Annotated in this window: 18 protein-coding genes and 2 riboswitches; of the genes, 13 read left to right on the top strand and 5 right to left on the bottom strand. The window is 49.1% G+C overall.

Features of this window, described 5'->3' with window-relative positions; genetic code table 11:
• Nucleotides 1–10: 10 nt before the first annotated feature.
• On the top strand, nucleotides 11–1333 hold the full coding sequence (locus ITJ88_RS00335) for a PTS sugar transporter subunit IIC (protein WP_023469556.1): 1323 nt from the start codon (nucleotides 11–13) through the stop codon (nucleotides 1331–1333).
• 528 nt (nucleotides 1334–1861) lie between these two features.
• Here the strand turns inward: ITJ88_RS00335 and ITJ88_RS00340 are convergent.
• Complete coding sequence (locus ITJ88_RS00340) at nucleotides 1862–2368, bottom strand: DUF2529 family protein (RefSeq protein WP_230088482.1); 507 nt, start codon at nucleotides 2366–2368, stop codon at nucleotides 1862–1864.
• Between the two features lie 97 nt (nucleotides 2369–2465).
• Between ITJ88_RS00340 and ITJ88_RS00345 the strand changes: the two genes are divergently transcribed.
• The 6 genes from ITJ88_RS00345 (at nucleotide 2466) to glpX (ending at nucleotide 6916) form a co-directional block, all read left to right on the top strand.
• Entirely contained in the window at nucleotides 2466–2732 is a 267-nt protein-coding gene (locus tag ITJ88_RS00345; RefSeq protein WP_230088483.1) for a response regulator, read from the top strand.
• On the top strand, nucleotides 2716–2853 hold the full coding sequence (locus tag ITJ88_RS16210; protein WP_230088484.1) for a response regulator: 138 nt from the start codon (nucleotides 2716–2718) through the stop codon (nucleotides 2851–2853). Before ITJ88_RS00345 ends, ITJ88_RS16210 begins: the two co-directional genes overlap by 17 nt.
• A gap of 132 nt (nucleotides 2854–2985) precedes the next feature.
• Nucleotides 2986–3840, top strand: a complete 855-nt coding sequence (fba, locus tag ITJ88_RS00350) for a class II fructose-1,6-bisphosphate aldolase (RefSeq protein ID WP_058704156.1) — start codon at nucleotides 2986–2988, stop codon at nucleotides 3838–3840.
• Nucleotides 3841–3994: 154 nt separating this feature from the next.
• Nucleotides 3995–4642 carry a fructose-6-phosphate aldolase gene (gene fsa, locus ITJ88_RS00355; RefSeq protein WP_023469552.1) on the top strand — a complete coding sequence of 216 codons (648 nt, stop codon included), beginning with the start codon at nucleotides 3995–3997 and terminating at the stop codon, nucleotides 4640–4642.
• A gap of 28 nt (nucleotides 4643–4670) precedes the next feature.
• Entirely contained in the window at nucleotides 4671–5918 is a 1248-nt protein-coding gene (murA, locus tag ITJ88_RS00360) for a UDP-N-acetylglucosamine 1-carboxyvinyltransferase (protein WP_047394432.1), read from the top strand.
• 32 nt (nucleotides 5919–5950) lie between these two features.
• Nucleotides 5951–6916: a class II fructose-bisphosphatase gene (glpX, locus tag ITJ88_RS00365; protein ID WP_064299220.1), complete on the top strand. Its 966-nt coding sequence runs from the start codon at nucleotides 5951–5953 to the stop codon at nucleotides 6914–6916.
• Nucleotides 6917–7192: 276 nt separating this feature from the next.
• Here the strand turns inward: glpX and ITJ88_RS00370 are convergent, their stop codons facing one another.
• Together ITJ88_RS00370 and ITJ88_RS00375 are read right to left on the bottom strand one after the other, a co-directional pair.
• The gene (locus ITJ88_RS00370) at nucleotides 7193–7960 is read right to left on the bottom strand and encodes an SDR family NAD(P)-dependent oxidoreductase (RefSeq protein ID WP_195864338.1); all 768 of its coding nucleotides are present in this window, start codon (nucleotides 7958–7960) and stop codon (nucleotides 7193–7195) included.
• 71 nt (nucleotides 7961–8031) lie between these two features.
• Nucleotides 8032–8709, bottom strand: a complete 678-nt coding sequence (locus tag ITJ88_RS00375) for a C40 family peptidase (protein ID WP_058704154.1) — start codon at nucleotides 8707–8709, stop codon at nucleotides 8032–8034.
• 355 nt (nucleotides 8710–9064) lie between these two features.
• Here ITJ88_RS00375 and rho point away from each other — a divergent pair, with 355 nt between their 5' ends.
• Both rho and ITJ88_RS00385 read left to right on the top strand, forming a co-directional pair.
• Complete coding sequence (gene rho / locus ITJ88_RS00380; protein WP_195864339.1) at nucleotides 9065–10438, top strand: transcription termination factor Rho; 1374 nt, start codon at nucleotides 9065–9067, stop codon at nucleotides 10436–10438.
• Between the two features lie 91 nt (nucleotides 10439–10529).
• Complete coding sequence (locus ITJ88_RS00385) at nucleotides 10530–10775, top strand: type B 50S ribosomal protein L31 (RefSeq protein WP_023469546.1); 246 nt, start codon at nucleotides 10530–10532, stop codon at nucleotides 10773–10775.
• A gap of 36 nt (nucleotides 10776–10811) precedes the next feature.
• On the opposite strand, the gene ITJ88_RS00390 is transcribed toward ITJ88_RS00385, so the two are convergent.
• Nucleotides 10812–11462 carry a DedA family protein gene (locus ITJ88_RS00390; RefSeq protein ID WP_195864340.1) on the bottom strand — a complete coding sequence of 217 codons (651 nt, stop codon included), beginning with the start codon at nucleotides 11460–11462 and terminating at the stop codon, nucleotides 10812–10814.
• A gap of 183 nt (nucleotides 11463–11645) precedes the next feature.
• On the opposite strand from ITJ88_RS00390, the gene ITJ88_RS00395 reads away from it, so the two are divergent.
• A complete protein-coding gene (locus ITJ88_RS00395) occupies nucleotides 11646–12260 on the top strand; it encodes a thymidine kinase (protein ID WP_195865489.1) in 615 nt (204 codons plus the stop codon).
• 75 nt (nucleotides 12261–12335) lie between these two features.
• Here ITJ88_RS00395 and ITJ88_RS00400 read toward each other — a convergent pair whose 3' ends face one another.
• On the bottom strand, nucleotides 12336–13094 hold the full coding sequence (locus ITJ88_RS00400) for an alpha/beta hydrolase (RefSeq protein WP_230088485.1): 759 nt from the start codon (nucleotides 13092–13094) through the stop codon (nucleotides 12336–12338).
• A gap of 67 nt (nucleotides 13095–13161) precedes the next feature.
• Nucleotides 13162–13263, bottom strand: a riboswitch (SAM riboswitch).
• Nucleotides 13264–13512: 249 nt separating this feature from the next.
• A riboswitch (SAM riboswitch) is annotated at nucleotides 13513–13616 on the top strand.
• Between the two features lie 86 nt (nucleotides 13617–13702).
• Here ITJ88_RS00400 and ITJ88_RS00405 point away from each other — a divergent pair.
• From ITJ88_RS00405 to ITJ88_RS00415, 3 genes are read left to right on the top strand one after another with little or no spacing between them, the layout of a single operon-like run.
• Nucleotides 13703–14731: a methionine ABC transporter ATP-binding protein gene (locus tag ITJ88_RS00405; RefSeq protein WP_195864341.1), complete on the top strand. Its 1029-nt coding sequence runs from the start codon at nucleotides 13703–13705 to the stop codon at nucleotides 14729–14731.
• Entirely contained in the window at nucleotides 14721–15371 is a 651-nt protein-coding gene (locus ITJ88_RS00410) for a methionine ABC transporter permease (RefSeq protein WP_023469541.1), read from the top strand. The genes ITJ88_RS00405 and ITJ88_RS00410 overlap by 11 nt, the downstream gene beginning before the upstream one ends.
• A gap of 19 nt (nucleotides 15372–15390) precedes the next feature.
• Nucleotides 15391–16209, top strand: a complete 819-nt coding sequence (locus tag ITJ88_RS00415) for a MetQ/NlpA family ABC transporter substrate-binding protein (RefSeq protein ID WP_195864342.1) — start codon at nucleotides 15391–15393, stop codon at nucleotides 16207–16209.
• Nucleotides 16210–16213 lie beyond the last annotated feature (4 nt).

Consider the following 16213-nt stretch of genomic DNA (forward strand, 5'->3'; position numbering starts at 1 on the left):
AGGAGTCGGAATGAACCGATTAGAAACCGTATTTGAAAAAGTCACTCCTGCCTTCGCACGATTCGCGAACGCCAAGCCTGTCCTTGCGATCAAGGACGGCTTCATCTTAACGATGCCGATGACGATCATCGGCTCGTTATTCCTACTGATTCTCGCGTTACCAATCCCAGGCTGGGAGAAGTTCATGACGGGCCTATTCGGTGCCGACTGGACATTACCGCTGACACAGGTCGTCGGTGCGACATTTGATATCCTAGCATTGATCGGTGTTTTCGGTATTGCCTACTCCTATGTAAAAAACGAGAAGATCGAAGGGGTTCCAGCCGGGATTCTTGGAATCATCGCCTTCTTGATCATCACACAATCATCCGTTTTGTCGAAGTCAGGGGAAGTCGTCACGGGTGTCGTACCGAAAGTATGGACGGGCGGACAAGGGGTCCTTGCCTCGATCGTCGTCGGACTCGTCGTCGGGTTCATTTACTCGCAGTTCATCAAGCGCGGTATTCGGATCAAAATGCCAGACGGTGTACCACCGGGTGTTTCGAACTCGTTCTCGGCCCTTATTCCGGGACTTGCGATCATCACGTTGTCTGTCGTCACGTTTGCCGTTTTCCAAGCATTCGCTGACCGGACGTTCACGGAAGTTGTCTACGACGTCTTGCAAGCACCGATTCAAAACTTGACGGATACGCTCGCAGGAGCAGTCTTGATCATGATCTTGATGTCTGTCATGTGGTGGTGCGGGATTCACGGCGCAGCGATCATCATGGGAATCATGGGACCGTTGCTGACAGCGAACGCTTTACAAAACCAAGCGATCATCGACTCCGGAAAAGAACTTGTCGTCGGTGACAACGCGAAGATCGTTACGATTCAGTTCCTCGATGTCTTTACGAAGCTCGGTGGAACAGGGATTACGGTCGGCTTCATCATCGCGACGTTGATCGTTGCCCGCTCGGCTCACTTGAAGCAGCTCGGGAAGCTCTCACTTGCGCCAAGTTTGTTCAACATCAACGAACCGGTCATCTTCGGGATGCCGATCGTCTTCAACCCGATCATGTTCGTTCCGTTCGTCATCGTACCAGCGATTGCATCCTTCATGGTCTACTTCTCGATCCTCTGGGGTTGGGTCGAACCATTTAATGCGCTTCAAGTACCATGGACGACACCACCTGTCATCTCTGGCTTCTTGATCAGCGGCTGGCAGGGTGCCTTGCTCCAGCTGGCGACGATTGCGATGTCGGTCGCGATCTATCTACCGTTCGTCCGCATGCAGGATCAGCTGTCTTACGGTGAAGAACTAAAAGCACAAGAAGAACATGCTTCGGCATGATCAAAAAAAGGAAGCGCGAATGGCGCTTCCTTTGAAACTGAAGACAGAGTGCAATTTTTCTTTAACGAGAAGGATTGCGCTTTTTTGTTCGTTTCGCATCGTTTTCCTGGGACAAGCATCGCGCCGCTTCGCTGCAGGGTCGCTCTTGCTTGTTTTTCCCTAGGAAGCGATGTCGAGTGAACAAAACGCTTCTCTGATCCTTCTTCCGAGTATCAAAAGAATGACGCGTTACACGCCACTCCTACAGGAAAAAGCGCAATTTTGCGCTGTCAGAGACAAACGAGACCCGTTTTCCTGCTCGAATGGAGCAGGAAAATTGGCTAGTGTCTCGCCTGAGGAAAGAGCGTGAAAAGACAAGTCATTCTTTTTTTGAGTCAGCCCATTTGTCTACAATCTGAAAGGAAGCGCGAATGGCGCTTCCTTTTTGTATACCGGTCATGAACGGTTTCGCTTTGATTCAATAAAGCTCGTAAGCTTAGTCAGACGCGGACACGTATCCAGTGAGCTTTATATTATAGAAGAAAAACGTCAATCCCACTCTTCCGTCATCTCTTGGAGTTGCGTTAAGATATGCGTCAAGAGGAACGCACAAAGGGCAAGACTCGGCAGTCCGTGGCGTGAACCGTCTTCTGCGGGAAGCAATCCTTTATTGAACTTCAATGCGAGCGGAGCAATCGAACGCTCGAGCGTTTCCGTCACGTCACTGAGTGTGACGATCGCATAAGGCGTATGCCATGCGTCGTAACGGGCAAGAGAAGCGAGGAAATCCGAGCGTTCCGTATCCGGCGTGAAGATCAAGACACGATCGACAGCGTGCAAGGTCTTTCGATCCTTGATCTTCGTAACGCGTTTCATCTGGTCTGGTCCTTCTGAGAGCATCGGATAGAGTCCTTCACATTCGCCGTAGGCGTCGACGTAGACCGTGCCTTCTCCGACGAGCGCTTGTGCGAGCAGACGGACGACATCAAATAGTTCGTCTTCCTGTTTTGCGAGCGTTTGCAATTTTCCGTTGAATTGTGTAGCTAAGATTTTCATCATTTTTCTTCATCCTTTCTATGTTTCTCTCAAGGACAGTATAAAGCAAGTTTTGCTTTAGTGTAGAATGGAAATAACTAGAGGGGGAGTGGCAGAGATGAAAGGCAGATTGTTGATCGTCGAGGATGAGCCGGGAATCCGGAATTTGCTTGCACAATTGTTCCGGGCAGAAGGGTACGAAACGGACGTCGCCGTCGATGGAGAGGAAGCGATCGTCTACTTACAGGAAACGGCATACGATCTATTGTTGATGGATGTCAACATGCCGGGGAGGACCGGGATCGAGGTATTGCGTCATCAGGACCGGATCGGACGACGTGTCCGGACGACGTGTCCGGACGATTTTAATGACGGCACTCGGTGAAAAAGAAGCGATGGAAGAAGCGAAACGATTAGGGGTCGTCGCCTTCTTCGGGAAGCCATTTGACATCTTTGAATTAAAAAAAGAAGTGACTGTGCAAATTTCTCACGATGTAAGCGGTTAATCTTTCACGTCGCCGTCACAAACCAAAAAACCGAGCGAAATGCTGTACGTTCCGATGAATCAGTATGTTATAATCAGTCTGAAATTGCACGAGTTCGTGTAAGCAGCGATCAAAACAGAGGAGGATGTCATTATGCCATTAGTATCTATGACAGACATGTTAAACAAAGCTCTCGAAGGTAAGTATGCAGTAGGTCAATTCAACATCAACAACCTCGAGTGGACACAAGCGATTCTCGGTGCGGCTCAAGAAGAGCAGTCACCAGTCATCCTTGGAGTATCTGAAGGTGCAGCACGCCACATGGGCGGATTCTACACTGTCGTGAAAATGGTTGAAGGTCTCGTACACGACATGAAAATCACAGTTCCAGTTGCAATCCACCTCGACCACGGTTCGAGCGTTGAGAAATGTAAAGAAGCGATCGACGCTGGATTTACATCTGTCATGATCGATGATTCGCACAGCCCGATCGACACAAACATCGAAACAACTAAAGCAGTTGTTGAATACGCTCACGCTAAAGGCGTTTCAGTAGAAGCGGAAGTTGGTACAGTTGGCGGACAAGAAGACGACGTCATCGGTGATGTCATGTACGCGAAACTTGACGAGTGTGTACGCATCGTCAAAGAAACTGGAATCGACACGCTTGCTCCTGCACTCGGTTCTGTTCACGGACCATACAAAGGTGAACCAAACCTCGGATTCAAAGAAATGGAAGAAATCCGTGACGCTACAAACCTCCCACTCGTTCTTCACGGTGGAACTGGAATTCCGACACACGATATCGAAAAAGCGATCTCACTCGGAACTTCAAAAATCAACGTTAACACAGAGAACCAAATCTCATTCGCGAAAGTCGTTCGTGAAGTGTTAGCTGAGAAACCAGAAGCATATGACCCACGCGTATTCATCGCACCAGGTCGTGAAGCAATCAAACAAACTGTCATCGGTAAGATGCGTGAGTTCGGTTCAAGCAACAAAGCTTAATCGACTCCTCTTTAAAGTGCGGTAGACTTCGGTCTACCGTGCTTTTTTCATATCATGTGAACGCGTATTCAATGGAAAACAGTAGGACTTCTCGTGAAAAAAACCTATAATAGAGTCGTAAGCGATTTCAAGGGATGAAAGGGGAACGAGAAAGATGAGATTTTTTATTGACACAGCAAACGTAGAGGACATCAAGAAAGCACATAAAATGGGGATTTTAGATGGTGTCACGACGAATCCGTCGCTCGTCGCTAAGGAAGGCGTCGATTTCCATACACGACTTCGTGAAATTTGTGAAATCGTCGGGGACGTCTCTGTCAGCGCTGAAGTCATCGCGCTTGATGCAGAAGGAATGATTCGTGAAGGGAAGGAACTTGCCCAGATCGCACCGAACATTACGGTTAAGGTTCCAATGACTCCGGCCGGACTCGAGGCGGTCGCAGCACTTTCAAAAGAGAAGATCACGACGAACGTCACATTGATCTTCAACCCGAACCAAGCATTACTCGCAGCCCGTGCTGGTGCGACATACGTATCACCATTCCTCGGTCGTCTAGATGATATCGGACAAGATGGAATGGGGCTCGTCGAGACGATTGCTCAAATTTTCGTCGTACATGATATTCCGACACAAATCATCGCAGCATCGGTCCGGAATCCGGTTCACGTCACGAACGCTGCTCTTGCGGGCGCAGACATCGCGACGATTCCATTCTCGGTCATCGAGTCACTCACACACCACCCACTCACGACGCAAGGAATTGAAAAGTTCCTCGCCGACTGGGAAAAAACGCAGCAATAATCGTAGCGAAGAGAAAGGTTGATGGAACGTGGACATTTTGCATATCGTAGGGCAACAACGCCTAGAAGGAACCGTATCAATCAGTGGTTCGAAGCAAAGCGCCATCCCGTGTCTTGCTGCAGCCCTCCTGACGGATCAGACGGTCGTTCTGGAAGGCGTGCCGGAGATTGGCGACGTCGCGACGATGATCGAGATTTTGGAGACGCTCGGCGCGGTCGTGACACGTCAAGGCGATATGGTGACGATTGATCCAAGTCGGGTCGAATCGATGCCGTTGACTGGTGCGGAGACGCGCAAGTTACGCGGATCGATCTACCTCATGAGCGTTCTGGCAGCCAGATTCAAACAAGGAGTCGTCGGTCTGCCTGGAGGTTATGCCATCGGACCACGACCGATCGATTTACACATCAAAGCACTAGAGCGTCTCGGTGTTTCTGTACGTAACGAGCAAGGCGTCCATTACATGCGCGTCGATCGTCTCGTCGGCAACCGGATTTACCTCGATCTCCCGTCTTTCGGAGCGACGATCAGTGCGTTACTCGTCGCTGTTTTTGCGGAAGGAACGACTGTCATCGAAAACGCTGCCTATGACCCGGAAGTCATCGACGTCAGTACGATGTTGACGAACATGGGGGCAAGCGTCAAAGGGGCAGGAACGGACGAGATTCGAATCAAGGGCGTATCGCAACTAAGTGGTTGCCGGCATACCTTGATTCCAGACCGCATGGAGGCAGGAACGTTCTTGACGATGGGAGCGGCACTTGGACGCGTCACCGTCGATAACGTCATTCCGCTTCATCTCGAGAGCGTCATCCAAAAACTTGAGCGGTACGGTGCGTTGATTGAAGCAACGGATGATTCCGTCACGGCGACGTTTCAGGAGGCGAAGCCGGTCGATATTCGTGTCTTCCACTACGGTGGATTCCCGAGCGACTTACAACCTGTCATCTCGGCAGCGTTGTTGCAAGCGAAGGGAGCGAGTATCGTCGTCGATAAGTTGTACCCGCAACGTTTCCGGCATGTGCAGGAGTTACGACGCTTGAATGCTCGAATCACGCATGAAGACGCCTCAATCATCATTCGTGGTGGAGAAACCTTACTCGGTACGGAAATCGAGGCACCGGACCCACGCGGGGGCGCAGCACTTGTCTTGGCGGGACTTCTCGCTTCAGGGGAGACGACGTTGCACCACGCAGAAGTGCTTGACCAGAGTTACGAACGATTTGATCAGAAGTTGAAGGAACTGGGCGCCCTCGTATGGCGTGAAACGATTTGACCGATTTGTAACAATGGAGAGGGGACATACACATGGAGAGAAGTCTATCAATGGAACTTGTACGCGTCACGGAGGCAGCAGCGCTTGCCTCTGCGCGTTGGATGGGAAAAGGATTGAAGAACGAAGCGGATGATGCGGCAACAAGCGCTATGCGTGACGTCTTCGATACGATTCCGATGAAAGGAACCGTCGTCATCGGGGAAGGCGAGATGGATGAAGCACCGATGCTTTACATTGGAGAAAAGCTAGGAAATGGGTATGGACCACGACTCGACGTCGCTGTCGATCCGCTTGAAGGAACGAACATCGTCGCAAAAGGAACATGGGGCGCACTTGCTGTCCTCGCGGTCGCGGATGCAGGAGATTTACTCCATGCACCGGACATGTACATGGATAAGATCGCAGTTGGTCCGGAAGCGGCAGGCCATATCAGTCTGGATGCGACGATCGAAGAAAACATCGCAGCCGTCGCGAAGGCGAAGAACAAAGAAATCGAAGACGTCGTCGTCTCGATCCTGGATCGGGAACGTCACGAAGAAATCATTCAACGAATTCGGGCAACAGGGGCACGGATTCGCTTGATCGGTGACGGTGACGTTGCTGGTGCGATTAACACGGCGTTCCCGCATACCGGGATTGATATCTTGCTCGGTTCAGGTGGAGCACCGGAAGGCGTTCTTGCTGCCGTTGCCTTGAAATGTCTCGGTGGTGAACTCCAAGGACGCTTGTTACCAGCAGACGAGGCTGAGATCGAGCGTTGTAAGAAGATGGGCATCGAAGATCCGTCGAAGATCCTTATGATGGATGATCTCGTTGCAGGAGACGACTGTATCTTTGCTGCAACAGGCGTCACGGACAGCGAATTGATGAAGGGTGTTCAATTCACGGCGCAAGGTGGTCAGACGCACTCTGTCGTCATGCGTGCGAAATCAGGAACGGTTCGTTTTGTCGAGGGTATCCACTCGTTCAAGAAGAAACCGAAGCTTGTCATTAAGTAAAACAGGACGACTCCTCAAACAGGACGTCTGAATCCATATAAAAAGAGTTGGCGTTGCGGATGATTTCCGGAATGCCAACTCTTTTTTGATGATGTTTAAAACTGATAACGTTCATATCCTCACTTTCCTCAGGCGGGAGGTAAGCCGCGACATCCCGCAACTTGTGCGGAATGCCGGGTCTTACCTTACCCTGACGAAAACGTTGAACCCGTTTCCTTTTCCTGTAGGAGTTGAGGATGAACGTCATAGATATTGAAATAATGAACATTATAACTATCACCGCGGACGCTGGACTTCTCCTGCTTGTCGGGTGACGTACCGACGCGGTAGAAAACGCGTCGAAAAGATGTACCAGGCATTGCCGAAGCCAGGCACGATGAACGTTTTCCCTTTCATATAGCCGCGGTGGGCGATGCACGCAACTGTCGGAGCATCCATGACGCCTGGCCGCAAGAACAAGCGTGACTGTTCAAGATTTGCTGCCGATTCAAATCCGGTATGGGTCGCACCCGGACAGACGACGCTCACTTGAATCCCGTCTGGTGCGAGCTCTTCCGTCAAGCCTTCCGAGAAATGAAGGACATAGGCTTTCGTTGCGTAATAGACACTCAGCCATGGTCCGCCTTCAAATGCAGCCGTTGACGCAAGATGGACGATACGTCCTTTGATTCCGTGTTCTTTCATCCGTGAGGCATAGACCTTCGTCACATGTGTCAATGCTTCGATGTTTAAAGCAATCATTCGAGACTCGTCTTCAAACGAGGTCTCAAGGAAGGAACCAAAGACGCCGATTCCAGCATTGTTGATGACGCAGTCGACCGGAATCTGTTCCGTTGCCCGAAACAGTGCCAGACGATGCGTCCGCTTCGTTAAGTCATACGGAAAGACGGTTGCCGTTCCCCCGAGTCGCTCGACATGGAACTTCGTCTCGAAGAGTGCTGTCGCATCGCGTCCGACGAGCAGGACGTGATCCCCTTGTCGTGCATGCAGATAAGCGAATTCACGACCAAGACCTCTTGAAGCACCTGTGATTAAGACATGCATCTTGTTTCCTCCTTATGAATGAGATGAAAAAAAGCGATCGAGCCAATGCTCAACCGCTTTGAGATGATGAATTAAAGGTAAGATCCTGCGCCGACAAGGCGTGAACCCCAGTACCCTGATTTGAAGCTTGAGTATTTAACGCCACCTGTTTCTGAGTTGACCATGCTTGACTTGCTTGTTGCGATCCCAACGTGCTGAATGCCGCTACCGTGTGAGAAGAAGACAAGATCTCCTGGTTGTACTTTTGAAACGCTGACTTTCTTAGAAGAAGAATATTGTGAAGAAGACGTACGTGGCAATGTTTTACCAGCCGCTTTCTTGTACACGTAGCTTGTGAAACCAGAGCAGTCGAATCCACGAGTCGTTGTTCCGCCCCATACATAAGGTGTACCTTTATGTTTTGCTGCTTCGTTCAGGATTTTCGTCCGTTTAGAAGAAGAGCTTGTTGATTTTTTAGCGCTAGAAGATGATTTGTATGTCTTTGTGTACTGTGAGTAGACATAGCGTGTTTTACCGCCGTATGAGATTTTTGTCCAGCTGCCTGATTTGCCTTTGTATGTAAAGACTTGACCAGCGTTGACTTTCCCGACGATGCTTGCTTTCGTAGAAGGTGCTGTCCGAACACGAAGACCGTTGTCCGTGATCTTGACTTTTGTGACTGTCGCTGCTTCAACTTTACCTGTACCCACTGATGTAAAACCTGAAACCACTAAGGCTGCCGTCGCGATCGATGCTAGAAAACGTTTCATGTTAAGAATTCCTCCGTTTAAATGTAGTGTGTTGCGTCCGTAAGTTATATGATGAAATCATTAAGTGTGTGATTAAGCAGTCTACCTTACAACTGTGTAAGAATTTTGTCTGCAGGAATATCTTAGCACGAGCACACTTGAAAACGTTTTTTCAGTTAGAAGACAAAACAGATGCTTTTGTAACATAACTGAAATAATATCCTTGAATATTACAAAGTAAGAAACGCAGAGGATTGTTAACGACGAATTCAAAAAAATATGATACCTTTAGTTCACGAATAAAATTACATACCTCCTGATGTATGTATGGAAGTATGCTGAATGCAGTTGAATTTATAAAGAATAGGTGAAGAACATGCCAACAACTGATAAAAAAGATAAACCAGAACGTTCCTATACACTGGCTCAATTGAGCCAACTAACATTAAAAGAACTCTATGAAATCGCAAAGACGAAGAATGTCCCACAATACCGGGAAGCCCGTAAACGCGAGTTGATGTTCAAGATTCTAAAAGCACAGGCTGAATCGACTGGTCTTTATTTCCTCGAAGGGGTACTCGAAGTCATCCCTGGCAACCCACAAATGCAAAACGATGGTGGCTTTGGCTTCCTTCGTCCTATCAATTATTCCCAATCCTCTGAAGATATTTATATCGCAGCATCTCAAATCCGACGCTTTAATCTACGTAATGGTGATGTCGTCACAGGTAAAGTCCGTCCACCGAAGGAAAACGAACGATTCCAAGGATTACTGAGTGTGGAAGCCGTCAACGGTGAAGCACCGGATACTGCCCGTAACCGGTTATTCTTCCCGGCACTGACACCAATCTATCCGGATCGTCTAATGCGACTTGAGACAGAACCACGCCATCTATCTGTGCGTGTCATGGATATGATTGCACCGGTTGGGTTTGGTCAACGTGGTTTGATCGTCGCACCTCCAAAAGCAGGGAAGACATCACTCCTCAAAGAAATCGCAAACTCGATTCAGGAGAATCATCCGGAAGTCGAATTGATCATTCTCTTGATTGATGAGCGTCCTGAGGAAGTAACAGATATTGAGCGCTCGGTTCCGGGAGCAGATGTTGTCAGCTCGACGTTTGACGAAACACCAGACAACCACGTCCGGATTTCTGAGCTTGTCCTCGAGCGGGCGATGCGACTCGTCGAACATAAGAAGGATGTCGTCATCTTGATGGATTCGATCACACGTCTGACACGGGCCTATAACTTAACGGTACCGCAAAGCGGTCGGACGCTCTCAGGGGGAATTGACCCGGCTGCGTTCCATAAGCCGAAACGGTTCTTTGGGGCAGCGCGAAACATCGAACACGGTGGTAGTTTAACGATTCTTGCGACAGCACTCGTTGAGACAGGATCACGCATGGATGACGTCATCTATGAGGAATTCAAAGGGACGGGTAACATGGAGTTGCATCTTGATCGTAAGCTGTCAGAGCGTCGGATCTTCCCAGCGATCGACATTCGGAAGTCGGGTACACGGAAGGAAGAACTCTTGCTTCCGAAAGAGCAACTCGATGCGCTTTGGACGATTCGCCGGACGATGAATGAGTCGAACGAATTCGTTGATACGTTCTTGCGTAAGATTCGTGATACGAAAAATAATGAGGAATTTTTCGTCGAACTCGAGAAGGAAAAGAAGAAGGCGGTCCGACGCGCACCGGCAAAACCGCGTACCGTCAAGAAGGAAACGACGACGGAAAAATAACTATTGCGACGCGCAAAAAAATCGTTTAGTATAGGAAGGTAACTTACTCTGGCTCAGCAAATGAACCAGGGCGGAAGGAGAGAAATCAACCATGAAACAAGGAATTCACCCTAACTACAACAAAGTAGTATTTATGGATTCAACGACTGAGTACAAATTCTTAAGCGGTTCTACTCGTTCTTCGAACGAAACGATCACTTGGGAAGATGGTAACGAGTACCCACTCATCCGTGTGGATGTGTCTTCAGACTCGCACCCATTCTACACAGGTCGTCAAAAGTTCAACGCGGCAGATGGTCGTGTCGATCGCTTCAACAAAAAATACGGCCGCAAGTAATCACTTGTCGGTTCTTAAAAAAACAGCCTGCCTCCATTATGGAAGCAGGCTGTTTTTGTATAGACTGAATTGTGAACGATACGCGAGATACGTCTTCAAGACGAAGGAGAAGGCGATTCCACCGGCAATCCCGATTAAATACGGCATGACTTCCGGATGTGCCAAGATATAGTCCACGACTTTGTGGAACGAGAGATGACGACCGACGAAGTAGCCGGCGCCTAAGAAAACGCTGATCCAAATCAACGCACCTGTATACGCATAACTCGCAAACACGCGAAACGGCATTTTCGAGACACCTGCAAAAAAGGCAGAGAGTTGGCGGAGACCAGGTATGTAGTAACCGATGATTAGGACCGATTTTCCGTAACGACGAAATCCGGCTTCAGCGGAAAGAATATGTTTTTCTGAGATACGCATTTTCGGTCCGACGCGGTGTAGTAGTGGCATACCGAGTTTTAATCCGAGTAAATAGCTGATCGTCATCCCGATACAACTGCCGGCGTAAGCGGCGAGAATCGTACCGACGAGTGGTAGATTGCCTTGATGCATCCAAAAACCGGACAGGACGAGCAGGGTCTCATCAGGAACCGGCAATCCCACGATACCACCTGCGAGAAGGACGGAGAGACCAAGGGCACCATATTGGTGCAGGATGTCATGTAAGAGATGATGAATCGGGGACACCTTCTTTCGTGAGAGTCTTCTTCTTCAGTGTACAGGAAATAGGGGACGGTTGGAATGAAAGGACAAAAATTCTAGGTAAAGAAAAAATGAATTTTGATTTCCGGAAGTCAACCCTTTTTCTCGATACCGTTTCGGGCTATACTCGTTAAAGTGACTATTTTTAGAGGACGGTGTCGGACGATGATGCATGTAATAAATCAGTACGGCTGGATCGAAGTAATTTGTGGCAGTATGTTTTCCGGGAAATCGGAAGAGTTGATTCGTCGTGTCAGACGGGCGCAGTACGGCAAACTGCCCATTCAAGTATTCAAGCCGGCAATCGACGACCGGTACCATGAAGAGCATGTCGTCTCTCATATCGGCAATTCCGTCGTGGCGATTCCGATGGCGACGAGTCGCGATCTCTACGCAGCAGTAGCAGAAGAAACACAAATCGTCGGAATCGATGAAGTTCAATTCTTTGATGATGAGATCGTACAAGTCATCGAAGCACTCGCACAAGACGGAAAACGCGTCATTTGTGCAGGTCTTGATCAAGATTTCCGGGCAGAGCCATTCGGCAAGATGCCGGAATTACTGGCGCGCGCAGAATTCGTAACGAAGCTACAGGCCATCTGTCTTTCGTGTGGGGATCCGGCTTCCCGGACACAACGGTTGATTGATGGAAAACCAGCGAACTACGATGATCCGATCATCCTAGTAGGCGCTTCAGAATCGTATGAGCCACGATGCCGCCATTGCCATGAGGTGCCTGGAAAACCGAAGCCGCTCCAGTCGGTGCAGCACCAAGAAAATTAAAAAAAGACGAACCGATCGCGGTCGTCCTTTGATGTAGCAGCTATTCGCTTCTAAGTGAATAGCTGTTTTTTTTTATTATCCCGTTTCCTGTGAGAACCGGCTTGAGCGTTCGATGAAGCGGATCGTCTCACGAACGATCAAATCCTGATCATGATCGAGTGTCGCGACGTGATACGAGTTCAGTAAACAGTAGCTGCGTTTATCATTCGTCCCGATATGTTGATGCAGATAATCTGAGCTCGATGGCGGAACGACGTGATCCGTCGCCGAGTAAAGAATCAAGGTCGGTAGAAGGATCGATCCAAGACGTCCTTTCGTCTCATCCATCAGACGAACGAGTTCGAACGCACAACGGCTTGGAACGAGGTCATAAATGATTTCGAAAGCAGACCGCTTGATGTCCGGTGCCCCTTCCGGTAAATACTCTGGACCGTCGTCGAACGATAGTGCTTCATAGGATGGAACGGAAAGAGCGGCATTGATCGTAATGATGCCGGCGAACGGAATGCCGTCAGCGGCGAGTGACAGTGCAAGCGTCGCCCCCATCGATTGACCGATGACGAAGACTTGATCGCATGTTTCTTGTAAACGTTCATAGCCGTCTTGCAGGCTTTGCTTCCAACATCGAGCAGTCGATTGTTCAAACTCGCGGACGTTCGTTCCATGTCCACGTAAGCGCGGGGCATAGACGGTAAAACCTTCAGCAGCGAATGCCTCACCGACGTCTCGGACACTTTGCGGAGTGGCATTAAACCCATGACAGATTAGAATGCCGATCGGTCCACCTTGAAAATAAAACGCTTCAGCACCAGTCAATACAGGATAGTTCATCATTACTATTTTTCCTCCATTCATGAAAAAAACTCGTCGACGTCACTGCTTGGACGCCCACGAGTTTTTCACCGTATCATCCAAAGCCGCGCTTTGCTGGTCGGAGCACCTTACAGATTGCAGGTTGCCGTGAAGTCATAGAGCCAGGTCTCTCGTTCACTCTTGATAAATATCATATTGGAATTGTCGGAATAATCATTGAAACGATGGTAGCACGTTCGAAAATGACTTGTCAAATCGTTCTTGACGAATCATGATCCGTTCATTAAGCTAATTCGTAACTTGTTTATCCATCGATATGCGCCAAATGGATTATTTTTGCAAAGTTGGTTGACTTTTAAAGTTTCGACCCGTAATGTAAAAATTAGTTTTACGACATAAGCAACAACGCAACAACACACATACGAATTTCATACCGCAATACTTATCCAGAGAGGTGGAGGGACTGGCCCTACGAAACCTCGGCAACAGACTCATTATGAGCACTGTGCCAATTCCATCAGACAGATGTCTGAGAGATGAGTGGAGTGGATTCTGCCACTGTGCGGATCCAGGTCTCTTCTTGTTTCTCAAGAAGAGACCTTTTTTGTTGAATGAAGGGGGAAAACGGAATGATTGCATTTCATCAAGTCAAAAAAACGTACGTCACGAAAGATCAGACGATCGCAGCGCTCGACGGTGTCGACCTGACAATCGAAAAAGGCGAAATCTTTGGTGTCATCGGCTTTAGCGGTGCCGGAAAAAGTTCACTGCTCCGCTGCGTCAATCTGTTGGAACGACCGACGTCAGGAACGGTGACGGTCGATGGGGAAGATTTAACGCAACTGTCTCCGAAAAAATTGCGCCAAGCAAAACAACGGATCGGCATGATCTTTCAGCACTTCAATCTATTGAATGCGAACACGGTCTTTACGAACGTTGCGAAGCCACTCGTTCTCGCAGGCGTCAAGAAAGATGAGATTCGCCGCCGGGTGACGGAGTTGCTCGAATTCGTTGATCTCGCGGATAAGGCGGATCATTATCCGGATCAATTGTCGGGTGGACAGAAACAGCGCGTTGGTATCGCCCGGGCACTCGCGACGCAACCTTCCGTCCTCTTATGTGACGAAGCGACGTCAGCGCTCGATCCCCAGACGACGCATCATATTCTCCAGTTATTAAAACGGATTAATGCCGAGTACGGGATCACGATTCTCTTGATCACCCACGAGATGGGCGTCATCCGGGAGATTTGCGACCGCGTCGCTGTCATTGAAGCTGGGAAACTGATCGAGTCAGGAACGGTCTTTGACGTCTTTTCAAATCCGCAGACTGAGACAGCGAAAAACTTCGTCCGCTCTGTCATGCATGACGAGATTCCAGCATCGATTCGTCAGTTGATCGAGTCGCGGAGTGCACATCCAATTTATAAGATTCATTTTCTCGGACACCATACCGGTCAACCACTCTTATCGCAAGTCGCAAAACGCTTTGACGTCGATGTCAATATCTTGCACGGGAGCATCACAGAGTTGCAGGAGACACCGTTTGGCACTCTGCTCGTTGAACTGATCGGTGAGCCGGCTGAAGTGAAACGAGCGTTACACTACATCGATCAGGCACAGGTGACGGTCGAGGAGGTACTTGCCCATGCTAGTTAATTACAGTGATATCTGGACAGCATTTTTGCAGACGATGACGATGGTATCCGTCTCACTCTTATTCTCGACCTTGATCGGTTTACCACTCGGGATCCTGCTTGTTGTCACGCGAAAAGGCGCATTGCTTGAAAATGTTCCACTGTTCACGTTCTTCAACAGTATCGTCAATATTTTCCGCTCGATTCCGTTCATCATCTTACTCGTCGCAATCATCCCCTTGACGCGCTTGATCGTTCAGACATCGATCGGAACAGAAGCCGCCATCGTCCCGCTCGTCTTTTACGCCGCACCGTACATGGCACGTTTGATTGAGAGTTCGTTACTCGAAGTCGATAAAGGCGTTCTTGAAGCAGCAGAAGCGATGGGCGCAACACCGTTTCAAACGATTTTCCGCTTCCTTCTGCCGGAGGCACTTGGTTCACTCATCCTGAACTTAACGATCGCGACGGTCGGCTTGATTGGGGCGTCAGCGATGGCAGGTGCCATCGGTGGTGGCGGTTTGGGTGACTTAGCAATTACTTATGGTTATCAACGATTCGATACGAAAGTCATGATCATCACGGTCGGGATTCTCGTCATTTTAGTCCAAGGCTTACAGACGACAGGCAACATCGTCGCACGAAAAATCAGAAGACATTAATCAAGGGAGCGATTCAGTCATGAAAAAAGCAGTAGCAATTGGAGCAACACTCACGACGATTTTATTTGCCGGGTGCGCAGCATCAGGAGAAGACGAAAAGACGATCAAGCTCGGTGTCAGCGGTTCAGACACACAAGTTTGGGATTATGTCGCGAAAAAAGCAGAGAAGGAAGGCATCAAAATCGAGCTCGTCAAGTTCTCCGATTATGTCCAGCCGAACATGGCACTGGCTGAGGGCGAGATCGACGCCAATGCCTTCCAGACGATTTCCTACTTCAACGCCTTCAAGAAGGAACACAAGTTGAAGCTATCACCGATCGCGACGACCGTCATCGCACCGATGGGGATCTACTCGGATAAATACAAGGACGTCAAAGACATTCCAAATGGCGGGAAAATCGCCGTTCCGAACGAAGCGACGAACATGGGGCGCGCCCTCTTATTACTGCAAGAAGCGAGTCTGATCAAGCTACCGGACGACTTCGATGGCAACGGCTCGGTCGATAAGATCGTCGAGAATCCGAAGAAGCTGAAAATCGTTCCGATCGTCGCCGGGCAAACGCCACGCGTCTTACCGGACGTCGCGGCATCAATCATCAACAATGGCATTGCCGTTGACGCTGGCTTCAACCCGATCAAGGACTCGATCGTTCATGAGAACGAGACAGCCAAACCATACATCAACATCATCGCGACACGGACGGAAGATAAGAACAAAAAAGAACTGAAAAAAATCGCGTCGCTGTATCAACAAAAAGATGTCGCGGCCTTCATCAAAAAAGAATATAAAGGCAGTACGATCCCGACGTTCGTTCCACTGAGCGATATCGGCGAATAAATTT

It is taken from the genome of Exiguobacterium abrahamii (assembly GCF_015645365.1).
GTDB lineage: Bacteria > Bacillota > Bacilli > Exiguobacteriales > Exiguobacteriaceae > Exiguobacterium_A > Exiguobacterium_A abrahamii.

Excerpts from the sequence above, each read along its gene's own strand:
- ITJ88_RS00415 (WP_195864342.1), top strand. The coding sequence starts at position 15,391 with ATGAAAAAAGCAGTAGCAATTGGAGCAACACTCACGACGATTTTATTT.
- ITJ88_RS00405 (WP_195864341.1), top strand. The coding sequence starts at position 13,703 with ATGATTGCATTTCATCAAGTCAAAAAAACGTACGTCACGAAAGATCAG.
- ITJ88_RS00385 (WP_023469546.1), top strand. The coding sequence starts at position 10,530 with ATGAAACAAGGAATTCACCCTAACTACAACAAAGTAGTATTTATGGAT.
- ITJ88_RS16210 (WP_230088484.1), top strand. The coding sequence starts at position 2,716 with ATGACGGCACTCGGTGAAAAAGAAGCGATGGAAGAAGCGAAACGATTA.
- ITJ88_RS00335 (WP_023469556.1), top strand. The coding sequence starts at position 11 with ATGAACCGATTAGAAACCGTATTTGAAAAAGTCACTCCTGCCTTCGCA.
- ITJ88_RS00370 (WP_195864338.1), bottom strand. The coding sequence starts at position 7,960 with ATGCATGTCTTAATCACAGGTGCTTCAAGAGGTCTTGGTCGTGAATTC.
- ITJ88_RS00395 (WP_195865489.1), top strand. The coding sequence starts at position 11,646 with ATGCATGTAATAAATCAGTACGGCTGGATCGAAGTAATTTGTGGCAGT.
- ITJ88_RS00410 (WP_023469541.1), top strand. The coding sequence starts at position 14,721 with ATGCTAGTTAATTACAGTGATATCTGGACAGCATTTTTGCAGACGATG.
- ITJ88_RS00345 (WP_230088483.1), top strand. The coding sequence starts at position 2,466 with ATGAAAGGCAGATTGTTGATCGTCGAGGATGAGCCGGGAATCCGGAAT.
- ITJ88_RS00375 (WP_058704154.1), bottom strand. The coding sequence starts at position 8,709 with ATGAAACGTTTTCTAGCATCGATCGCGACGGCAGCCTTAGTGGTTTCA.
- rho (WP_195864339.1), top strand. The coding sequence starts at position 9,065 with ATGCCAACAACTGATAAAAAAGATAAACCAGAACGTTCCTATACACTG.
- glpX (WP_064299220.1), top strand. The coding sequence starts at position 5,951 with ATGGAGAGAAGTCTATCAATGGAACTTGTACGCGTCACGGAGGCAGCA.
- fsa (WP_023469552.1), top strand. The coding sequence starts at position 3,995 with ATGAGATTTTTTATTGACACAGCAAACGTAGAGGACATCAAGAAAGCA.
- fba (WP_058704156.1), top strand. The coding sequence starts at position 2,986 with ATGCCATTAGTATCTATGACAGACATGTTAAACAAAGCTCTCGAAGGT.
- ITJ88_RS00340 (WP_230088482.1), bottom strand. The coding sequence starts at position 2,368 with ATGAAAATCTTAGCTACACAATTCAACGGAAAATTGCAAACGCTCGCA.
- ITJ88_RS00400 (WP_230088485.1), bottom strand. The coding sequence starts at position 13,094 with ATGATGAACTATCCTGTATTGACTGGTGCTGAAGCGTTTTATTTTCAA.